General features: G+C 38.2%; 20 protein-coding genes. 8 read left to right on the forward strand and 12 right to left on the reverse strand.

Going from position 1 to position 21,641, the window contains the following annotated elements:
* Positions 1 to 174: 174 nt before the first annotated feature.
* Positions 175 to 510 carry an ATP-binding protein gene (locus ACYZ0U_RS00005; protein ID WP_461448510.1) on the forward strand — a complete coding sequence of 112 codons (336 nt, stop codon included), beginning with the start codon at positions 175 to 177 and terminating at the stop codon, positions 508 to 510.
* A gap of 401 nt (positions 511 to 911) precedes the next feature.
* On the opposite strand, the gene ACYZ0U_RS00010 is transcribed toward ACYZ0U_RS00005, so the two are convergent.
* The 8 genes from ACYZ0U_RS00010 to ACYZ0U_RS00045 form a co-directional block, all read right to left on the reverse strand.
* Entirely contained in the window at positions 912 to 1,166 is a 255-nt protein-coding gene (locus tag ACYZ0U_RS00010) for a thioredoxin family protein (protein ID WP_461448511.1), read from the reverse strand.
* 8 nt (positions 1,167 to 1,174) lie between these two features.
* The gene (locus tag ACYZ0U_RS00015; protein WP_461449976.1) at positions 1,175 to 2,158 is read right to left on the reverse strand and encodes a DUF3570 domain-containing protein; all 984 of its coding nucleotides are present in this window, start codon (positions 2,156 to 2,158) and stop codon (positions 1,175 to 1,177) included.
* Positions 2,124 to 2,462, reverse strand: a complete 339-nt coding sequence (locus ACYZ0U_RS00020) for a hypothetical protein (protein ID WP_461448513.1) — start codon at positions 2,460 to 2,462, stop codon at positions 2,124 to 2,126. The genes ACYZ0U_RS00015 and ACYZ0U_RS00020 overlap by 35 nt, the downstream gene beginning before the upstream one ends.
* A gap of 18 nt (positions 2,463 to 2,480) precedes the next feature.
* Complete coding sequence (locus ACYZ0U_RS00025) at positions 2,481 to 2,702, reverse strand: DUF4266 domain-containing protein (protein WP_461448515.1); 222 nt, start codon at positions 2,700 to 2,702, stop codon at positions 2,481 to 2,483.
* Positions 2,699 to 3,649, reverse strand: a complete 951-nt coding sequence (locus ACYZ0U_RS00030; protein ID WP_461448517.1) for an FAD:protein FMN transferase — start codon at positions 3,647 to 3,649, stop codon at positions 2,699 to 2,701. The genes ACYZ0U_RS00025 and ACYZ0U_RS00030 overlap by 4 nt, the downstream gene beginning before the upstream one ends.
* 153 nt (positions 3,650 to 3,802) lie before the next feature.
* Entirely contained in the window at positions 3,803 to 4,471 is a 669-nt protein-coding gene (locus ACYZ0U_RS00035) for a cytochrome b/b6 domain-containing protein (RefSeq protein ID WP_461448519.1), read from the reverse strand.
* 14 nt (positions 4,472 to 4,485) lie between these two features.
* Positions 4,486 to 4,974 (reverse strand): VIT1/CCC1 transporter family protein, encoded by a 489-nt coding sequence (locus tag ACYZ0U_RS00040; RefSeq protein ID WP_461448521.1) that lies wholly within the window; start codon positions 4,972 to 4,974, stop codon positions 4,486 to 4,488.
* A gap of 19 nt (positions 4,975 to 4,993) precedes the next feature.
* Positions 4,994 to 5,719: a hypothetical protein gene (locus ACYZ0U_RS00045; RefSeq protein ID WP_461448523.1), complete on the reverse strand. Its 726-nt coding sequence runs from the start codon at positions 5,717 to 5,719 to the stop codon at positions 4,994 to 4,996.
* A 186-nt stretch (positions 5,720 to 5,905) separates the two neighbouring features.
* On the opposite strand from ACYZ0U_RS00045, the gene ACYZ0U_RS00050 reads away from it, so the two are divergent.
* A complete protein-coding gene (locus tag ACYZ0U_RS00050) occupies positions 5,906 to 6,577 on the forward strand; it encodes a response regulator transcription factor (RefSeq protein WP_461448525.1) in 672 nt (223 codons plus the stop codon).
* Between the two features lies 1 nt (position 6,578).
* Entirely contained in the window at positions 6,579 to 7,829 is a 1,251-nt protein-coding gene (locus tag ACYZ0U_RS00055; protein WP_461448527.1) for a sensor histidine kinase, read from the forward strand.
* A gap of 291 nt (positions 7,830 to 8,120) precedes the next feature.
* Here ACYZ0U_RS00055 and ACYZ0U_RS00060 read toward each other — a convergent pair whose 3' ends face one another.
* The 4 genes from ACYZ0U_RS00060 to ACYZ0U_RS00075 all read right to left on the reverse strand — a co-directional run bounded on the left by ACYZ0U_RS00060 (position 8,121) and on the right by ACYZ0U_RS00075 (position 15,001).
* Positions 8,121 to 9,215, reverse strand: a complete 1,095-nt coding sequence (locus ACYZ0U_RS00060) for an alkaline phosphatase family protein (RefSeq protein WP_461448529.1) — start codon at positions 9,213 to 9,215, stop codon at positions 8,121 to 8,123.
* A 69-nt stretch (positions 9,216 to 9,284) separates the two neighbouring features.
* Positions 9,285 to 10,925: a SusD/RagB family nutrient-binding outer membrane lipoprotein gene (locus tag ACYZ0U_RS00065; RefSeq protein ID WP_461448531.1), complete on the reverse strand. Its 1,641-nt coding sequence runs from the start codon at positions 10,923 to 10,925 to the stop codon at positions 9,285 to 9,287.
* Positions 10,926 to 10,945: 20 nt separating this feature from the next.
* Positions 10,946 to 14,230, reverse strand: a complete 3,285-nt coding sequence (locus ACYZ0U_RS00070) for a SusC/RagA family TonB-linked outer membrane protein (RefSeq protein ID WP_461448533.1) — start codon at positions 14,228 to 14,230, stop codon at positions 10,946 to 10,948.
* A 186-nt stretch (positions 14,231 to 14,416) separates the two neighbouring features.
* Positions 14,417 to 15,001, reverse strand: a complete 585-nt coding sequence (locus tag ACYZ0U_RS00075) for a phosphonate degradation HD-domain oxygenase (RefSeq protein ID WP_461448535.1) — start codon at positions 14,999 to 15,001, stop codon at positions 14,417 to 14,419.
* A gap of 165 nt (positions 15,002 to 15,166) precedes the next feature.
* Between ACYZ0U_RS00075 and ACYZ0U_RS00080 the strand changes: the two genes are divergently transcribed.
* From ACYZ0U_RS00080 to ACYZ0U_RS00100, 5 genes are all read left to right on the forward strand, one after another.
* The gene (locus ACYZ0U_RS00080) at positions 15,167 to 15,745 is read left to right on the forward strand and encodes a helix-turn-helix domain-containing protein (RefSeq protein WP_461448537.1); all 579 of its coding nucleotides are present in this window, start codon (positions 15,167 to 15,169) and stop codon (positions 15,743 to 15,745) included.
* Positions 15,746 to 15,860: 115 nt separating this feature from the next.
* A complete protein-coding gene (locus tag ACYZ0U_RS00085) occupies positions 15,861 to 16,544 on the forward strand; it encodes an HAD hydrolase-like protein (RefSeq protein ID WP_461448539.1) in 684 nt (227 codons plus the stop codon).
* Between the two features lie 9 nt (positions 16,545 to 16,553).
* Entirely contained in the window at positions 16,554 to 17,858 is a 1,305-nt protein-coding gene (locus tag ACYZ0U_RS00090; protein ID WP_461448541.1) for a DUF5690 family protein, read from the forward strand.
* Complete coding sequence (locus tag ACYZ0U_RS00095) at positions 17,855 to 18,979, forward strand: TIGR03364 family FAD-dependent oxidoreductase (RefSeq protein WP_461448543.1); 1,125 nt, start codon at positions 17,855 to 17,857, stop codon at positions 18,977 to 18,979. The genes ACYZ0U_RS00090 and ACYZ0U_RS00095 overlap by 4 nt, the downstream gene beginning before the upstream one ends.
* A 46-nt stretch (positions 18,980 to 19,025) precedes the next feature.
* Positions 19,026 to 21,584, forward strand: a complete 2,559-nt coding sequence (locus ACYZ0U_RS00100; protein WP_461448545.1) for a phosphocholine-specific phospholipase C — start codon at positions 19,026 to 19,028, stop codon at positions 21,582 to 21,584.
* The last annotated feature ends 57 nt before the right edge of the window (positions 21,585 to 21,641 follow it).

The following is a 21,641-nucleotide window of genomic DNA, read 5'->3' on the forward strand; positions in this document are numbered from 1 at the left end:
ACTTAATGATTTGTACACTTCTGTTAACAGACTTACAAGGCTCAACCAATCATTATTGTTATTGGTTAAATTGAAAACAAATTACAAGGTGACCAGGCTTATATTGATTTACGCTCGTTACTGGAAGAAACACTAGTTCAGTTTGAAGAAATTTTCCAGGACAAAAAGTTAAAAGTGAGCCATACGATTGGCGAAAAATTAATATTTGCAAATCAATATCTGATTGAAATACTGTTAAACAATCTGATAAGCAACGCCATTAGGCATAACTATGTTGGTGGCGAAGTAAAGGTTATTTTAAATCAGGAAAAACTGCTCATAAGCAATACCGGAACTAACAGCAAATTGTTAGCAGATGACATATTTAAGCGATTTTATAAATCGTCCGCATCAGAAGGAAGTGGACTTGGTTTAACAATATCCAGGCAGATCTGTGAAAATTTAGATTTTTATCTGGATTATAATTATTCCGATCCCTACAATTCATTTATTGTAAGTTTTAATAGTTGAGAATAACTTCATTTGATGTTTTGGGTAATTCTTGATAATATAACAAGCTAATTATAAGATTATTTCTCAGGTTAGGGAACGAGCATTATAACAGCGAAAAGGCAATAGGAATGCAAGGAATAATATTGTTAAATCACACAAAATAATGAAGAATAAGTAGCAATCATTTTGTACTGTTATTTTTTTGTTGATTGCTTAAGAGCCGGAATTAGGGTAATATAAAAACTATTTGTTTGTTTGAGCTTTAATCTGCGCAACAAATTGATCGGGTGTTTCATCCGGAAAACCATCCCAGGCTTTTAACACCTTCCCATTTTCATCAACCACAAGTGTGTAGGGAAATTTCCCGTCCGGGTTATATTTATCTGCAAGCGCCTCGTTTAATTTAACCTGTTCTTTGCTTAACTGATTCTTTTTTGCCGAGGGAAGTCAGCTCTAACCAAAACTAAATGATCAGTTGCATAATCCTCAAAAGTTGACGATTCTAATATTTCTTTCCGTAAACGGATACACGGGCCGCACCAGTCTGATCCGGAAAAATTGATAATGATCAGTTTATGTTCCTGTTGAGCTTGTTTTTGTGCCGCGCTAAAATCACCCGACCAGTTTACGCCTGTCGCTAACAGCATGGTTATAAAAATTACCAGTAATTTCATTTTGTATTTTATTTAAATCCTAAACTAATTGATACTACGTTTGATGCAAGGTCGGTTGTTTGGGTGTAATGCCCGTAACGTATTTCCAATTCATGCAAACCCTGCCAGCCAAAAACACCATTTGGTGGCGCTATCCTAAAACCTACACCATAAAAGCTGCTTTCAAATTTGGCATATTCGTAGTTGCTGGTAAAGTATTCGTCGGTAGGTGCGTGTTCTTCATAAGGGGCAAAATACCTGCTTGCAGATTGATTATAAAACCTGTAGAACGGTGATATCGAAAAGAATGGAGTAATCTTGTACGGCACTTCTATACCGGCAGTGTTCGACCGGATTCCCCAGTTATCAGCATAATAACGGTAATAAGTACGGATGATTATATTATCACCCAGAAAATAGTTCAGCCTTGCACCAACCGGTAATTTAAACCTTGAAGATGGCAAGCGCTCAATAGTATCTTTACCATTATTAAAATACACCCTGTGAAAAGGCAGGCTTAAAAAGCCGTGCTGCGTTACAACATCGCCCAAAAACATAACTTGCAGGCGCGAGTTTATCATTTGGGAGTAGGAGAACGATGCTGATAGCGTTGTACGCGGGCTGCTACCATAATTACGATGGCCCCCACCATCGCCGTAACCATTTCCATTTCCATAATTTGTTTCTGAATATGATGCCGGTTCAAACTCCGACGGGTAAATTAACGTAACCTGATCAAAATAGCCCTGAAATTTTGCGCTGAACTCACCATTCTTGTCATCTGTTTTTTGAGAGAAATGAAAATCCCCGCCCAATGATTTGTAATTGTATTCATTTGAATAATATGCACCTAAGCCATAAGTGTTACCACTTTTAGCGTTTTCAACGGTCCAATCTAATGATGGATAAATTCTTGTGCCGCTTGGCGATGATGCTCCTGTTTTGGAAACATAAGCCTGGGAAGCAGCGGTATGGTAATCAAAACCTAAACCAACAGCAAGTGTGTTTTTTATTTTGGGCCTTGTTTATCCAAACCAGGTTTAAGGTTAACCCGTTGGCAACATCTGTTACAGCCTCGGTTCCTATACCACCTGTTACGGCAGAGTGGTCACCGGTTTGATTATAATAGCTGGATACAAAATCAACTTCATCAACATGTATTTTACGCAGTTTATAATCCGTTGTATCGGAAACATTAGCTGGTGAAGATATCGTAAATGGCGATTTATTTTCAGTAAGTGAATTGTTAGCTACCTGCGCTCCGGCAAACCGGCACAACATCGAAAATCCTAATACGGATAAATATATTTTTTTCATCTGTTATTTACCCTAAAATTAGTTACAGCCGCAGCCACCGCCTGTTTTACCTGCATTTGCCCCGGATGCTGCTTCGCGGTAGGATTCAAAATTTAATTCGTTCTTTTCAACCTTGCGGTTGCCTAACACCATTTCTGAATCGTTAAGCCTGCTTTTTTGGTATTCTTTGAGATGTACACAAGAGCTAACCGAAAGCAGCAATACCAGGCAAATAATCACATGCACTAATCGCTTTATCATAATAATAGGGGTTGTTTAATATTTATATTTTTTGAAGCATAAAGCTTATTATCATCATCAATAATTATAGCTTCAATGTTTTTCATCTGATTGATCATATCCAGCCCTGCCTTTATTCCCATAACGGTTACCGGTGTAGCCAAAGCATCTGCTAATTCTGCATTAGCTGTTATTATAGTTACACTTTTTATACCTGTTACCGGTAAACCTGTGTGCGGGTTTATGGTATGTGAATACCTTTTGCCGCCTATCATCACAAATTTTTCATAATTACCCGATGTTGCCGCCGCCATATTGCTGATCTCCATGTAGGAAAAAGCCTCATTTGATGAGTTTGGATCTGCAATGGCTATATTCCATTGTTTACCGCTAGGCTGTAAACCCCAGGTTGTTAAATCTCCGGAAGCATTTACCACGCCGCTTTCAACTCCCTGCAATTTCATTACCTGTTTGGCCCGTTCGGCTGCGTAACCTTTACCAATACCTCCAAAGCCAATCCGCATACCTTCTTCACGTAAATACACCTTACATTTTTCATGATCAAGCACAATGTTTTTATAGTTGATTAGCCGTACCATTTTTTTAGCTGTTTCTTCATCCGGCAACTCAGTCATGTACTGGTCGAAGTTCCAGAGACTTTTATCAACTGAACCATAGCTTATGTCAAATGCTCCTTGCGTAAGCGATGATATACGCAGCGAGCGTTGTATTAAATCAAATGTTTCACGGCTTACTTCAACAGGTTTAATACCTGCGTTGGCGTTCACCCGGTTTGTTTCGCTATCGTCGCTAAAAGTGGTAAGCAGTTTTTCAATACGTTGTATCTCGGCTATACCGGCATCAATTTTTTTGTTAGCCCATTGTTCATCACTTGCAACTGCGCTTAGTTCAAAGCGGTTGCCCATTAACTTACAGGCTTTTTTAAAAACTTTTGTTGCTTCTGCCATTGATGCGAAACTCTTATGTACTACCTGATAAAAAATTAATTATAGATAAACGATTAACCTTTACTGATAAACGCCAAAGCTTAATACAATGTTAACATAACATTCTGTAGCTGGTATGAAATTTATCGCTTTAACACTTTTTTAACAGTTTACTTATTGTTTGCCGCCATTGATCATATCCGATACAATACCGCTACTTTCTTTACGTTCTGCCAAGAACACTCCAACGATGTGTATAATAATAAAGCCAATTATAAGATACATGGTAAATGAATGTATCTCCCTGAAGACGTGGATTGATTTTAGCAATGGCACATCATCCTCAAATGCCAGGCATAAGCCGGTTAACACCATAGTTAACAGCATCAGATAAAAAATAGCATACAGAGTTTTAACCCAAAACTCGTGCTTGCCGAGCTCGCGCTGTTCTTTGACTTTTTGATACTGATGATAAGCAGTTTTGATCTTTCGGATAAACTTCTGATCCGCAAACTGGAAAAATTCCAACACCAGCCTGAACAGCAATAATGCAGCAAGCGTATAGCCGAGATAAGTATGTATAGTCCAAACCCTATCACTTAACTCATGCGCCACTGACCGTGCCTGCTGATCAGTAACGGTTATGCCTGATGCCTGCAGGCTTGCTTTTATAGCAGCTGCATTCTTTCGTGTTTTTAACAAGGTTGAATTGAGCAGCACCGTTAATAACGAACCGGTTATCACCAATGCGTTAAGCCAATGCCATAAGCGTAATGGTGATGAATATTTTTTTATTTCTGCCGGATGCTCAACATCCCGGCGTTGAGGTTCAACTATGCTCATAATATTTTATAGTTTTAAGATCCTGCACTGCCTAACCACAAACCAACAGCAAAAACTATCCCGCCACCAACAATTACCTGTAAAACAGTAGCCAGCAAAGGTGTTTTCATAAACTTAAAACGAATAAATGCGATTAGGAATAACTCGCATACTACTACAACGTAAGCAAAATGCAATGCCTGATGCAAATCGGCAATTAAAAAGGGTAAAGTATGTAACATGCCGCCCAAAGCGGTAGCAAAAGCTGTGATAGCACCGCGCACAATCGGGTTACCACGGCCTGTTACTTTGCCATCATCCGATAAAGCCTCAGCAAGGCCCATACTAATACCAGCCCCTAACGATGCTGCTAAGCCAACATAAAATGCTTTTATAGGCTGATGGGTCAATCCTGCAGTAGCGAAAATGGGTGCCAGTGTTGATACCGATCCATCCATTAAACCTAATAATCCGGGTTGTACTTTTTGTATTACAAATTGCGCGTCCGTACGTTTTTTAGTCATTATATAAGTAGATGTTAAGTTAAAACCTGCGACCTAAAATTAGCTTAAAAATTGATTTATCTGTCACTTTTGTTAATCCCTGCCCATAGCCTGCATTAACTTCCCAATCAGGGCTAAGATTTAAATCGGCAGCTATAAAAATTTGGTGCTGCTGCTCCTGATATGGGTCATAATTAAAAAATGGCCCTGTACTGCCATAATACTCAAGCCCAAGTGCTATCACCTTAGTAATATCATAACTTTCCTTGACATTTGGTGAGAATATTAAGCCACGATTTTGATCCGGCCCTTTAAAACTCTGGTCCAATGTCGGATTAACAGATATGTATAATCCACCCCATTTTTTATCAATAATAGGCCTTATTTCCAAGGTTTCGGTGTTGGGTGAGAACTGTGCTTTTTGAAAACCGTACTCAAATGATATACTTACACCAACCGGCCATTGCCAGGCCAAAGGCGCGGCAAAACGAGGGCGTATATGTGAGCCTACGTAAGCAGTGCGGCCATCGCTACCTACAGAGTTAAAAAAATAGAAGCCAGTTTCAAAAAAAGATGTCCATCCGTGAGTGATCTCAACGGTTTCATGCTCTACATGATTGGTTGGTAACATGCCGTCTATAACAGTTTTACTTCCGTTCAGCGTATAATTACTATGCAGTTCCACCATAGTGTGTGCCGAATCAACCAATTCTGATCCGTATACCTGGATCTCATAATTATCCTGCGCCATTAATCTGCAGGACATCAGCGATAACAAAGTTAAGAATATTCGGAATTTAGATATTTTCAAGGGTAATTGTATGTTGTGCTATAAAATTATCTGTTAAATCTGAAGCAATATTGAAGCACATTTATTATCAATTTCCAATTCACTTAAACTTCAGTATTGCTTCAAATTTCTTTAGCTATCTTTAATAAAAAATGGAGGAAGTTGAAACTGCTTATTATTGAAGATGAGGAAATTTTACGTGAATCAATTCAGAAATATTTTACTGAAGAAGGAAGTATTTGCGAAGTATGCGGTGATTTAAAAACCGCCATACAAAAAGTAGATTTTTATGAATACGACTGCATTTTACTGGATATAGGTTTGCCTGATGGTGAAGGCTTTTCAGTTCTTGAGCATTTAAAGTCAATCGGGCGGGATGAATGTGTTTTGATCATATCGGCGCGGAATTCACTTGAAGATAAATTGAAAGGCCTTAATATTGGCGCGGACGATTATATTACCAAGCCATTTCATTTAGCAGAATTGAAAGCCCGGTTGTTAGCCGTATTCAGGAGGAAGGCCTTTGGCAGCACCAATACGCTGGTTTACAAACAAATTAATATTGATCTTTCAGGCAGGAGCGTTAGTGTGAATAATAAAGATATTGTATTCACCAAAAAGGAATATGATATGTTATTGTATTTTATAGCTAATAAGGGTAAAGTAGTATCAAAGAATGCCATTGCTGAACATTTGTGGGGCGATGAAATGGATATGATAGATAGCTTTGATTTTATTTATACTCATATTAAAAACCTGCGAAAGAAGTTAATGGAAGTTACCGGGACAGACTTTTTTTCATCCATATACGGTGTTGGTTACAAATTTATATAAAATGAAATTAGCCAATCACTATAATAAAGCCAATATCATTATCAGCGTATCCATGCTTATAATCTCTGGTTTTATATATTACAGTATTATCAATCATATAGCGCGTAAAGAACTTGACGACGATCTTTCCGAAGAGGTGGGCGAGTTTATTAGCTATGTAAACACTAATCACGCTTTACCGGTTGCGCAATATGATGAAAACCAAACAACATATGTAAAAACAAACCTCGCCGCCTTTGATACACGTTTTTACGATGCCCCATATACCAACCCAAACCATACTAAGGTGGAACCTGGAAGAGCAGTATCAGCTTTAATAAATTTGAAGGGGCAGAATTATATTTTCACTATCGTAGAATCGAGGGAAGAAACAGAATATCTTATCCAAATCATATCTTTTATAACAGTTATACTTACTGCTATTTTATTATTTGTATTAATTATTACCAATCTATACGTATTAAATGGCTTATGGCGGCCTTTTTACAATATTTTGAGTTTTTTAAAAGGTTTTACTATTGCTGATAGCACTAAAATTGCCATTATAAATACAAACGTTGATGAATTTAGAGAGTTAAATGAGGCGGTAGCGAAAATGTCGGCAAGGGCAATAACCGAATACCAGGGTTTGAAAACTTTTACTGAGAATGCTTCGCATGAAATGATGACACCTTTGTCGGTTATAACTTCTAAGCTCGATCTGCTTATTCAGGATGAGCGTTTAGATTCAGAACAACTTAACCAGATAACAGATATTTATTCTGCCTCGAATAAATTAGCCCGATTAAATCAGTCGTTATTAATACTGGTAAAAATAGATAATGACTTATTGCAGGATAACGAAACGTTGGATTTATCGGTAGTAATATTTGAGAAAGCACAACAATTTCAAGAAATCATAAAAAACAAAAATATCACATTAACTACTGAACTGCATGAACTTGAAATAACTGCAAGTAAATATCTGATTGATTTAATGATTAATAACCTATTTAGTAATGCTATAAGGCACAACAAAGCAACTGGCGAGATCAAAATAGGAATATCCGGAAGAACGCTATATTTTCATAATTCAAGTAATCAATCAGAACTTGACAGCGAGTTAATATTTAACAGATTCTACAAAGGAAAAACATCTGATGGTACAGGACTAGGTTTAGCGATTTTAAAAAACATCTGTAATAATTATGGATTTGAAATCTCCTACAAATATTCCGATGAATTACATATATTTCAGATCAATTTTAATTAATAAATGAAAGAAAATTCAGATCGTAATCATTGCCCTGATTGTTTACGATTAATTTCAAATATATTTTGTTTTAAGCTCTAATGCGCATACTACAATTAGCAATTAAAATCAGGCCATAATACTAATCTAAGAGTATTTCCAAATAACAGCTTGGATAGCGGAAGCTTTGAAAGACTATTGAACGTTAAAACGTTTATCGCTTTAACATTCAATAGTTCGATTACGTCCCCATCAATACGCCTTTTATATCAAATTTTATAATCCCTACCTTCATAGTAGCTCAATTTTGATCTATTTCCTGTAGATAGTTTTTATAGCATCACCCACCTCGTGGCCTGCTTCTGCTTTAAAATCGAATCCTAAAAGCTCTGAAATAGTTTGGGCAAGTTGTTTATGGTAAGTTGTTGTAGATGTATTCATTTCGCCTATTGGAGAAGTGTCAGGACCTATAACAGCAACCCATGTTTGTTCTGAATGTGATACATCCGATCCATGGTCGCGCCACTTGTCTTGTGGTACATCTCCCCTGCCATGGTCGCAGGTTATTATTAGTGTAGTGCAGCCTTTATACTGCGGGGCGGTTTGCAGGTATGACCATAATTCCTGAACAAAACCATCTTCCTGGTTTGCCCTGTCAAGATAGAGTTTATATACACCTTCGTGCGCCATATCGTCCGTTTCATCAAATGCTATATAGAGAACCCTGGGCTTATATTGTTTCAGATATTGTTTACCAAATTCATAAGTTAAAAAATCTAACCGGGTAGAATCGCCTAAATAATGGGGTGCCTCATGTTGTAATCCATTTAAATATTTTAAGCGGTCATTGGCATCAGGAGCAGTAAAATTCATATAGCCTGAATTAACTAATAATCCCGAACGTCTAACATTTAATATTTGTGGAAACCGCTCCCAGGATGAAAAAACAGCTATTTTGTTTTGAAAACCTTTTTGCTTGTTTATGAATTCCAATACATTCATGTTTGGATTAGTTATCGGATCGTTAGTATTCATCCTTTTATCTGGGAATCCGGTAAATATTTCGTTGTATCCCGGGTACGAAAAATGATACGGATTGGCTACCTCATCTTTATTACCTAAATCTCTGTTACCGTATAATTGGCCCTGCACAGCAATTACCGACCACATAAACGGCATTAATAATTTACGGCGTTCGTGTAATGATGGCACCCAATATTTTTTACTTACTTCGGCTTTGTCTTGTGTGTAATGCGAATTAATCAACGCTGAATCAGCACCCCGATAAAGTTCCTGCCATCGAAAACCATCAAGTGTTATAATAATAACATTTTTAGTTTTGTGATTTTGAGCAAACAGTAAGCTGTTAAAAACTATTGCCAGTATTAATAAGATCGATTTTTTCATAAAAATATGTTTATTAAAACAGAAGCGGGACTAAGCCCGCTTCTGTTAAAAAATTTTAAACTCAAAAACTTATTTAAGTATCCACATGATGCCATTTATATCATCATTCCCGCCGTATTGGCTGGCTAAAGCCTTTTCGTAATTTACTGTATTACCAGTTCTATCGCTTAAAGGATAGAGGAATCTTGTAGCTATACGCTGGCCATTATCTGTACCGGGGCCTGTTGTAAATGCAGGTAAACCTGTTCTCCGGTAATTAAAATAGGCTTCTAATCCAGAGTGACGGAAAAGAGCGATGTATTTTTGTTGTAAAATTTGTGTTAAACCTGTCGTTCCACTTGCATATTTTACTGCTGGTTGTGCATAATAAGTATTCCAGTTAACAGTTATATTATAAGTGTTATAGTTACCCAAATCAGCAACACCTGTAGTTGAACCTACAGGCGGGTGGTAAAAATATGCTGTATATATTCCTGTGGTTGGAATGCTGTATGAAGCCATTGAGGCCTGTATACCGGCTATATAATAAGTTTCTGCATTCCCACTAGCCCATCCGCGGTTAATCCCTTCTGCAATATTAAACATTAGTTCAGGGTAACCAATCTGAATACTTGGTTCACCTACATAGGTTGAATAATATCTTTTCCTGTTAAGAAATGAATATCGTTGCAATCCTGCATTGCTGTACATCGTACCTAAATCCAGGCCAGGATCTGCCCCAATAAATGATGAAAATGCAGTAGGGCTTTGCTTTAAAGTATCAACCTGGTAGCGCGAAGGCTCGGCGACAGCAAAAATCCTTGGGTCCTGTAATTGGTCAAGTAATTTAACATAGGTTTGAGACATGTTTTGTCTTGAACCGCTTTGACCAAAATTGTCGGGGTTTTGAGGATAATAATTTGTATTGATTGAAGCAATAAATGTATACTGCAAATTATCTGAGGCACTTTGCATCAATGGATATTTGGTTGGGTTACCAAGTATCATGGCAAATTGAGCCGGAACATTTAAATCAGGATCGGCAGATTGCATACTCAACTCCAGCAATAACCTGATTCTAAATGTATTAACAACCTTTTGCCATTGCGTAAGGCTGCCATTATAAAATATATCCCCTGTTAAGGTGCCGCCCGATGCAATTAATGATGTCAGATCACTATTTGCACTCTCTAACCATGATAATGATTGCAACATTACAGCCTTTTGGGTATCATATGCTGGTGTCAAGTTAGAAAGGCCTTGCAATGCCTGTGACATAGGTATATCCCCTCTTTCCAGACTCATTTTGCTGAAAAAATAAGCCCTGAAAAATTTGCCTATTGCTGAATATGGATTAAGTGAAGGTGAACCGGCTACAATAGCCTGTTTTTCCATTGCGATAACATTTGTTAATGTGGAATAGTAATCAGCTCCGGGATCAAAATCATAGGTGTTATTACCATAATAATCATAATTATAAATATAATACTGCCCCCAAATTTCGTCTTTATTTGATGCGTTAGGGTATACCATAGTGCTTTCTGTACTGCTTGAGTAAGCGCCATCGGGTAAATCAACCATATTTGTTAATACGCCTGTTAAAAGCAACGAGGCAGGTACATTATTTGGTAAATTATTATTTGTTGCATCATCGTTAAAGCTTTTTTTGCAACTGCTTACTGTCAGCAAAATTAATACGGGCAGTAAATAAATCATTGATATTTTTTTCATGATCATTATCATCTTTTTGATTAGAATGTTAATTTAAAGTTGATACCATAGCTACGTACGGTTGGTGATTGAAGTACAGACTCTCCCGAGGTACCGTTGTATTGGTTTAAGTCTACATCTCTAAATTCCTTATCAGCATAGAAGTACAATAAATTACGAGCATACAATGATGCTGAAGCTGTAGAGATAAAGGATTTGGCTAACCATTTTTTAGGGAAAGTATAACCAAATGTCACTTCGCGAAGTTCTGCATAGGTTTTGCTCATCAGGTTAGCTTCATCAACGTTATAGTATGAACTAACATAGCCCTGAACAAATGCTGTTTGCGTATTAGGTGCAAACTGCAGGCTGCTATAGTTAAGTATTTGCCCGGTTTTTGAATCATAGTTAGGCGCAACACCATTGGAAATTACTACACCCGGGCCAACATAAGTACCATTATAGCCAGGTTTGCCATAATTTAACCAATCCTGGTAACGTGCAGCTCCAATTGCGCCTTCGGCAGTTATTGCGTTTGAACCGCCAACCGTAGTTTTAAGGTGCATATAATCAATCATTTCGCCACCCACTGAACCATCAAACTGGAAACCGAAATTAAATTGTTTATAAGTAAAGTTATTCGCAATAGTCCAGCTGTAATCAGCATTTGCATGCCCTAAAAGTTGGTTTACCGGGTTAACCATTGGTGTTCCATTGGCATTATTTATAATTTGTCCCGAAGCGGTTTTTACAAATGCAGTTCCAAAAAATTCATCTGTTCGGTCACCAACACTAACATATCCTCCATTATAAGCATACGATGTTTGTCCCGGAGGCAATTTTTCAAAATACTGCTGATAACGCGACCAGTTTACAAGTACATTCCAGCTAAAATCTGAAGATTTAACCGGCATTCCGCTTAAAGAAACTTCCTGACCTGTTTTCCTGGTTTTTAAAGCATTTAGGTATTCTATCGAGTAACCTGTTGATGTTGCAACCGGGTTTGCCAAAATTTGTGGTCCATCAACATACTGAAATGCTGTCGCACTTAAACTTAAGCGATTCTGTAAAAACTTAGCGTCAAAACCTTCCTCGTAGTTAACACGGGTTGATGTTTGAATATTTGATTGATATAATGATGTAGTTGAATAACCGGCTGTTTGGTTATTGTATGGCTTACTTGTAGAATATGTTGGGTTTAACGCATAGTTAGGACCATTGTAAGGCGACAAATATGTTGCGCCGTAATCAAGCGGATTGTCATACAATGAAGCACCTGTGCTGCCCCCAAATGCAGTTATTGAACTAAATGGTGCAGGGCCAATAGTTGGGCTGGTTTCGTCAGCACGTACGTTTGAATATGAGGCTCTTACTTTTAGAAAAGTAATAAACTTAGGCAGGTCGATATAATCAGATACTACCGAGGCTAAAGATAAACTTGGATAATAATAAGTGGTTGGAACCTGGAACGCTGATGTTTTATCTACACGGCCTGTGCTTGAAAGCGTAGCATATTTGCCAAAGCTTGCGTCTAACGAGTAAAACGCACTCGCTACCATCATATATGAACTAAAGCTGGTAGCCTGTAAAGCATTTTCGGAGTTGCTGAACGAGTAAACTTCGGGTACATTCAAATAATTTGTTGAAACCCAGCTCGAATTATATGAAAAATCGCGGAAATTACCACCCACCAAACCCGATAGGTTAAGAAACTTTTTAACCGTGTAATCGAAATTTAATAAAGCCTCTGTATTGTTATCAAATAAATCACGGCGATCTTCACGATAGTCACCCATGTTACCTTCACGGCCGTAAGGGTGTGCCGAATACGGCAAATCTTCGGTGTGTAAAAGGTTGTATGTATCAATAGCGCTTTTTAAAGTAACATTTAAATGTTTATCAATTTTAAAGTTTCCTGATAAATAACCATCAAAGTCATTTTTGTAATGGCCGCGTGTCCAATCCTGCACCATAAAGTATGGATTTTGGTACCTGGTATATTCTTCAAATTCTGATTGTACACCTACTTTTCCCGGCTGCCACACAGCTTTAATTATAGGTTGATTAACGCTCCAGTCAGCACCTGTCCAGATAGCTAAATTGTATATTAAGCTATTTGGGCCATAAGTAACGTCGGGATAGTTATCTGTGCTTTGCCTGTTAAAATCAATATTTCCTTCAATTTTAAAGCGTGGGCTTGGATTGAATGAAGCGTATAAATTCACGTTGGCAATATCCAGGTATTCATCAGGAATATAGCTTTGTTGATGTTGCTGTGAAAATGAGAACCTGGTTGTGTAATTGTCCCCATTTGCTGTAAAAGCAACCTGGTTATTAGTTTGAAAACCAGTTTGAAGGAAATCAGCAAGGTTATTAGCACCTCTGGCTACCCATGGTGTTCCCTGGCGAACGCCATTAACAACAGGGCTATCAAATTGTGGTATTAACTGGCCTGCAAAATATGGGCCCCAAATATCATAATCGCTATCTACACCGCCCGGTGCACCGCCTTTGCCATCAACAAACTCATAAAACTCATTTTCTCCGGGGCCGTATGAGTGCTGAAGTTTAGGAAAGGTAAGAAATCCTTTGCTTATTTCGGTACTACTATTCAATTCAACAGTAAAACCCTTTTTATCCTTATCTCCTTTTTTGGTAGTTATTAATATTGCACCGTTTTGTGCGCGGCTACCATATAATGCGGCAGCTGCCGGGCCTTTTAACACGGTAATGGTTTCAATATCGTCAGGGCTTAAATTAAAGGTATCGGTATTGATCGGGAAACCATCAATTACATAAAGCGTTACCGCATCGCCCCGCATTAAAACACTTGGCACCCCAAGCAACTCTGCTGAAGCACCAACTGATAAACCAGCAACCTTACCCGTTAAGCCCGTGATAGGATTTGGATCACGTGCAGTTGTAAGGTCGCTACCTTGTACTGTCTGGGTTGCATAACCTACGCGGCGCACTTCTTTTTTTACACCTAACGCGGTTACTACAACCTCGTTTAATGCTCTGCTACTAGCTTTAAGATCCACGTCGATCACAGGCTCATCGCCAATAACAATACTTTGCTTTTCAAAACCTATAAAAGTAAAAGATAGTGTTTGACCTTTTTCGGCAGACATTAAGTAACGGCCGTTAATGTCTGTAGTTGCGGCCTTAGTTGTACCTTCCACTTTAACTGTTACGCCTGGCAGAGGCTGTTTAGTGTCATCGGTAACTGTGCCGGAAATTTTAGTTTGCGCCCACAGAAGTGATGGGGCAATACAAAATAACATCACCGTAAAAACGGCTCGTAATAGTTTGTAACTTTGTTTCATCTGCTAAATGTTTAATGTGAGTTAAGGATAATATTTATTAGCAATACTAAACTTTGTTTATTATTACTAAACTAAATTTACATTATCCTATCGTCAATATTTTGTTTAGAAGATGTTAAGCTGAATTGAATAAAATAACAGATTAATTACAAACCACTTACAATAAATTAATCTTATTAAGAAAAATCATGCATTTTTAATATTTAAGTGATTGATGGCTAAGGATTTTAAATAAGGAATATTATCTACAGGTATTTGTATTTCTTTTGCGGCATCATCCCAGAGGCGTAATTTAATAATTAGCTCAGCATCCGGATCTTTTTCAAATGCAGATGCCTCATCTGAATTCATTACGCCTCCTTGAAATTCCAAAGTGGATTTACTGGCATCTGATAGTTTGTTATAATATTCAGGATATTTATAAGTTAAATAACGCTTAGCTACAACATGGCTTTTTACCAGTTGCGCCAAGCGTTCAGAAAATCCCATGCTCAATAAATAATCTGCGCCAAGTTGTTCATGATCAACATTGCCCATGCCGCCCATACTTTCAACTTCGCCATCTTCGGCGCACAAATGGCCAATGTCATGAAAAAAAGCAGCGAGTATAACTTCATCATCATATCCTTCGGCTTGTGCAAGCGCCGCTGCCTGAGACATATGCTCGAGTTGTGAAACAGGTTCGCCTATATAGTCTTCATCTCCAAATCTTTCATATAATGAAAACACCTTATTTACGTTTTGCAATATGCTTGTTTCTTTTGCTTTCATTTAACCAAAAGAACTCACCTTAAATTATATAATTGTTAAATTAGGATAATTTTTTATACAAATACTAAACAAAGTTTAATTTTCCATTCGCCATTTAACTAAAATTAACAAGTTTCAATTGGCAAAACTCAAGGGAATAATTAATTTGCGGTATTAAAAACAGCAATGGAAGAAGATATTATATTACAAATAAGCAATCACATAAAGGATAAACGCCGCGAAAGAAACATTACAGTACAGGAGCTTGCTGCACGTGCAAATGTAAGCAAAGGGCTTATATCGCAAATTGAAAATAGCCGTACAGTACCATCACTTATGGTATTGATTGATATTATAAAGGCGCTTGATATTGATCTGAATATATTTTTTAAGGATATACACACCAAAAGCAACCAACCAGTTATATTGGTAAAGAAACAAAACGAATACGAGCATTTTGAAAAAGAACATGCTATAGGCTTTCATTACCAGCGGATATTTACGCAGTTTATTTCCCAGTCAACCGTTGATATTGTAATACTTGAACTTGAGCCTGATGCTAACAGGCCTATGGTTGAAACCGAAGCATTTGAATACAAATATGTGATATCCGGCGAAATTGCTTACCACTTTGATGACCAGATAATCAACTTATCAAAAGGCGATTCTATGTTATTTGATGGAAGGCTTCCGCACACCCCTAAAAACTTAGGCTTACAAACCGCATCAGTTTTAGTAATCTATTTTTTCGAAGAAAAAAAGTAATTAAACAGCTTCAGAATAATTAGATATTGACCAATTGTTAATAGTTTATTAATACTAATTTAGTTTATTCTTAATAAACAAAGTTTAGTATTGCTGAACAATTATTAAATTTTTTATGTCAATAAAATTGGTTGTTTTTGATATAGCCGGCACCACTATTCAGGATGAGATCGGCGTTATGAACGCTTTTAGAGAAACGTTAAAAAGCCATGGCTACGAAGTGCCAATAGATGAAGTAGCCCTTGTAATGGGTTATAAAAAAATAGAGGCTATTAGAGTTTTACTGAAAAATTCACCTGATCAAAGCGCCATAACCGACAAGTTGATTAATAAGATCCACGATGATTTTGTTAAACACATGATATCGTTTTACAGCGATTCTGCCGAAATACAAGTTTTCCCCCATACTGAAGAAACTTTTAAAAACTTACATGAACAAGGAGTAAAGGTTGGCCTTAACACAGGCTTTACCCGTGCTATTGCAGATACGATTATTAACCGCCTGCAATGGCAGGAAAAAGGATTAGTAGATTATGTGATTGCATCAGATGAAGTAGAACAGGGTCGACCACATCCATACATGATACAAAAAATGATGAGTGCGTTCGATATTACTGACAGCAATGAAGTTGCTAAAGTTGGTGATACAGAAGTTGACATACATGAAGGCCAAAATGCAGGTTGCAAATATGTTATCGGGGTAACAACAGGTAGTTTTACACGCGAAGCACTTGAGCCTTACAACCCTACCCATATTATTGATGATATAGCCGATGTGCTAACAATTATTAACGAATAATATCGGTCAATGATGGAAAAGCTGCGTGCACTGGTTGCAAAATGGCCTTACGGACTAGTATCGGTATTTGCTGCTTTGTCATCATTCGGTGCTTATACGTGTATGTATGCTTTTCGTAAAGCATACGCTGCAGGCACATTCCCCGGTCAGCAATATTTTCATATCGACTATAAAGTTTGGCTGGTAATAGCACAAATTATCGGCTATACGTTAAGTAAGTTTTACGGTATAAAATTTATTTCGGAATTAAAACCGGGGCAGCGGGCAAAAAGTATATTGATGTTAATTGGTATCGCCTGGGGGGCATTATTATGCTTCGCGATAGTGCCGGCACCATACAATATCATATTCCTTTTTATAAATGGGTTTCCGCTCGGGCTGATCTGGGGGCTTGTTTTTGGTTACCTGGAAGGTCGAAAATCAACTGAGTTTATGGCCGCTGTTTTATCTATCAGTCTCATCTTTGCTTCGGGATTTGTAAAAACGATAGCGCGTACATTGATGAGTTCATTTCGTATAAACGAATTTCAGATGCCATTTATAACCGGGGCATTGTTTGTGCTGCCATTACTGCTATTTGTTTTTTGTCTTGAACTAATGCCTCCTCCTAGTGCCGAAGACGTGAAATTAAGAACTAAGCGTATGCCAATGGATGCTGCAGAGCGAAAAGATTTCCTGATCCGCTTTTTACCGGGAATAATCTTAACATTAATTATTTATGTCCTGCTAACCATTATGCGGGATGTAAGGGATAACTTTGAAGTGGAAATATGGACTAGCCTTGGTGTTAAAAACAACGCCATATTCACGCAGATCGATTCAATAATATCCGTAGTGGTTTTAGTTGCCATGAGTTTGCTCATCCTGGTAAAACAAAATCTTAAGGCTTTCAGCATTATACATTTTATGATAATTGGTGGTTGTATACTTATTGGTGTCGGCACAGTATTATTCAGCCTGAAACTAATTGACCCAATGATGTGGATGACACTTGCGGGCTTAGGCTTATACTTTGGCTATGTACCTTATAATGCTGTATTTTTTGAACGCCTACTCGCATCATACCACTACAAAGGCAATGTTGGCTTTTTAATTTACGTTGCTGATTCGATGGGATACTTAGGTAGTGTAAGCATTTTATTAATAAAAGAACTTGGCCGCCCTAATATAAGCTGGGGAACTTTTTTTCAAGAAGGTGTAATGTCTGTGGCTGTTGTTGGTGGGTTGTGTGCGGTATTATCATTACTTTACTTTTTACACATCGCCCGTAAACAAAAACAAGACTATAAAAACGTTGACATTTCAATAGTATGAAACAAAAATCGGCAATAATTATTGGTGCTGGAATTGTGGGTTTGGCTACAGCACGGGCCTTGGCTATACGTGGTTACAGCATAACCGTTTTTGAGCGCAATGAGCAAGCTGTAGGCGCATCTATCCGCAATTTTGGTATGGTTTGGCCAATTGGGCAGGCAACAGGCCCTTTGTTTGACAGGGCGATGTTATCGCGCAGCATATGGAAAGAAATTTGCACCGAAGCCGAAATATGGCATAACGAGGTTGGCTCTTTACACCTTGCCTATCATGATGATGAGTTGCAGGTTATAAACGAATATGTTGAGGTGAATCACTCACACAGGGATTGTTGTTCACTTAGCCCGCAAGAGGCCATGCTTAAATCGCCTGCAATAAATCCGGATGGTTTAAAAGGAGCCTTATGGAGCGGCGAGGAAATGATCATCGAATCAAGAGTTGCAGTAGGGCAGGTAGCCAAATACCTGGCTGCAAAATATGATGTAAACTTTCATTGGAATACAGCCATAAGTAATATCAACCACCCTATAGTTTTTTCAGGCAACAGATCATGGGAAGCAGATGAAATTTTTGTTTGCAGCGGCGCTGATTTCGAAACACTTTACCCCGAATTATTTTTGAGCCTGGATATATCTAAATGCAAACTGCAAATGATGCGCTTAGTAACCCAACCCGATGAATGGCGTATTGGTCCGTCGCTATGCGGTGGTTTATCCATGATCCATTACCCGGGCTTCCAGGCGGCGGCATCGCTACCGGCTTTACGCAAACGCTATGAAGAACAATATGCAATTTATTTAAAATGGGGTATCCACGTAATGGTTTCGCAAAATGGCAGCGGTGAGCTTACTATTGGCGATTCGCATGAATATGGTTTGGTGCACGACCCTTTTGATAAGCAATTTATTAATACCATGATAACAGACTACTTACACACCTTCGCTAATTTTAAGGACTGGACATTGCTGCAATCATGGCATGGCATATACCCAAAAATGATGAACGGAGAAACTGAATTGATTAAAGAAATTGAACCGGGAGTAACAGTGATCAATGGCGTAGGCGGTAACGGTATGACCCTGTCGTTTGGTTTGTGCGAACAATTTATTGGCTCCCGATAGTAGAGAATATTGAATCTTATTAAATCCCCATTTTAAAACTTTAGCAATGGATAGCAGAAGAGATTTCCTGAAAAAAGCAGCATTATTAACCGGAGCTGCAAGTGCAGCTGGTATGTTGCCGGCCTCAATACAAAAAGCGTTAGCAATAAATGCGCCTGAAGGCAGCACTTATTTAGACGCAGAACATATTGTAATCCTGATGCAGGAGAACCGCTCTTTTGACCACTGCTATGGCACTTTAAAAGGTGTGAGAGGGTATAATGACCCGCGGGCTATTGACTTGCCAAATGGCAACAAAGTTTGGTTGCAATCCAACGAAAAGGGCGAGACATACGCACCTTTTCATTTGGATATTAACAATACAAAAGCTACATGGATGAGCTCTTTACCGCATTCATGGGCTAACCAAGTAAATTCGCGGAACGATGGAAAATTTGACCAGTGGCTGATCCAAAAAAAGAACAGTATTCAAGAATATAGCCACATGCCTTTAACATTAGGTTATCATAACCGGGCAGATCTTCCTTTCTACTATTCATTGGCTGATGCATTTACCGTATGTGATCAAAACTTTTGCTCGGCTTTAACAGGCACCAATCCCAACCGATTATTTTACTGGACCGGAACTATTAGAGAAGAACAAAATGAAAACTCAAGGGCAAACGTGTGGAATGACGATATGGACTATGGTACTTTAAAGTGGACCACTTTTCCTGAACGCCTGGAAGACCACGGAATATCATGGAAATGCTATCAGAATGAAATGAGTATCGACGTAGGCTTTGAGGGCGAGCAAGACCCATGGTTATCAAATTTCCAGGATAACCCGCTGGAATTTTTTGAGCAATACAATATCCGCCTGCATCAGAAACATATTGAAGCATTAGACAAACGACTGATTCAATTGCCGGTAATGATTGATGATTTGCAAAAAAAGATTGATGCCCTGCCTGCAAATGATGCGCACATAGATCATTATAAGATCAAGTTGAAAGAAATGAAACAATACCTCGATGGCTTCAAAAAAGAAAAAGCAAACGCTAAGCCAGAGGATTTTGCAAACCTCTCTGAACGTGCAAAAAGCATCCACCTGAAAGCATTCGATACCAATAAAAATGATCCTGATTATCATAGTTTGATCGCCTTAAAATATGATGATAACGGAACAGAGCGCGAGGTACAAATACCAAAGGGCGATGTCTTGTATCAATTTAGGGATGATGTAAATAATGGCAAACTACCAACTGTATCATGGGTAACAGCCCCGGAGAATTTTAGCGATCATCCGGCTTCGGCGTGGTACGGCGCGTGGTATGTATCCGAAGTAATGGACATCCTTACCAAAAATCCTGAAGTTTGGAAAAAGACCATATTCATTCTTACTTATGATGAAAACGATGGTTACTTTGATCACGTGCCACCATTCATAGCACCACACTCGCACAAAACAGGTACAGGTTTGGTATCTAAAGGCATTGATACCCGCGTAGAGTTTGTAACAGTTGATCAGGAAAACGAAAGAAAAGATTTCCCTGAAAAATATGACCGCGAAAGTTCTATCGGCTTAGGCTTCCGCGTGCCTATGGTAATTGCTTCGCCATGGAGCAAGGGCGGCTGGGTAAACTCCGAAGTTTTTGACCACACCTCAACCCTACAGTTCCTGGAAGATTTCCTGAGCAAAAAAACAGGTAAAAAAGTTATTGAGCCAAACATCAGTGATTGGAGAAGAACTGTTTGCGGTAACCTGAGCTCGATTTTCAGGCCATACAACGGGGGCGAAATTGAAAATCCTGAGTTTGTAAAAAAAGACGCATTTGTTGAGAATATTACTAACGCCAAATTTAAAAAACTACCGTCGGATTATAAATTACTTTCTACAGAAGAGATCACTCAAATTAACCATAACCCGGCATCTTCTCAACTTATGCCACAACAGGAAAAGGGCATAAAGCCATCATGTGCATTGCCTTATGAGTTATATGCCGATGGTGAATTAAGTGCGGATAAAAAATCATTCGGAATAAATTTTAAAGCAGGTAATAAAGTATTCGGCAATCAATCCGTTGGAGCACCCTTTAACGTGTATGCGCCAGGCAAATACTTACAGGCAAATATGGATAAGCCAACATTTGATAGTGTACGTACATGGGCCTATGGCTTAACAGCTGGCGATACCATTGCTGATACATGGCCGCTTAATGAGTTTGCCGATGAGCATTATCATTTGAGGGTTTACGGCCCGAATGGTTTTTACCGGGAGTTTAAAGGAGACGCCAATGATCCGGCAGTGAAAGTTCATTTTGAGTATCAGCATGAACTTACCAGTAATAAATTAACCGGTAATGTACTTGTAACATTGGTTAATAAAACAGGAAAACCGCAGCATATTGAAATACATGATAATGCATATAAAAGCGAAAATATCCTCAAATCTATCCCTACATCAAGCGAAACAAAAATAGTACTTGATTTAACTAAAAACTTTAACTGGTACGATTTCAGTGTAAAAATTGGCGGCCATGATGCATTTGAAAAAAGATATGCAGGCAGGGTTGAAAATGGCAAACCAAGTTTCAGCGATCCGTTTATGGGTAAAGTAGTTTAGATTCATACAATAGAAATCTTAAACTTAATTAACAATTACAGTATTATTCCGGACGGC

Source organism: Mucilaginibacter sp. (genome assembly GCF_965225845.1).
In the GTDB taxonomy this organism is placed as follows: domain Bacteria; phylum Bacteroidota; class Bacteroidia; order Sphingobacteriales; family Sphingobacteriaceae; genus Mucilaginibacter.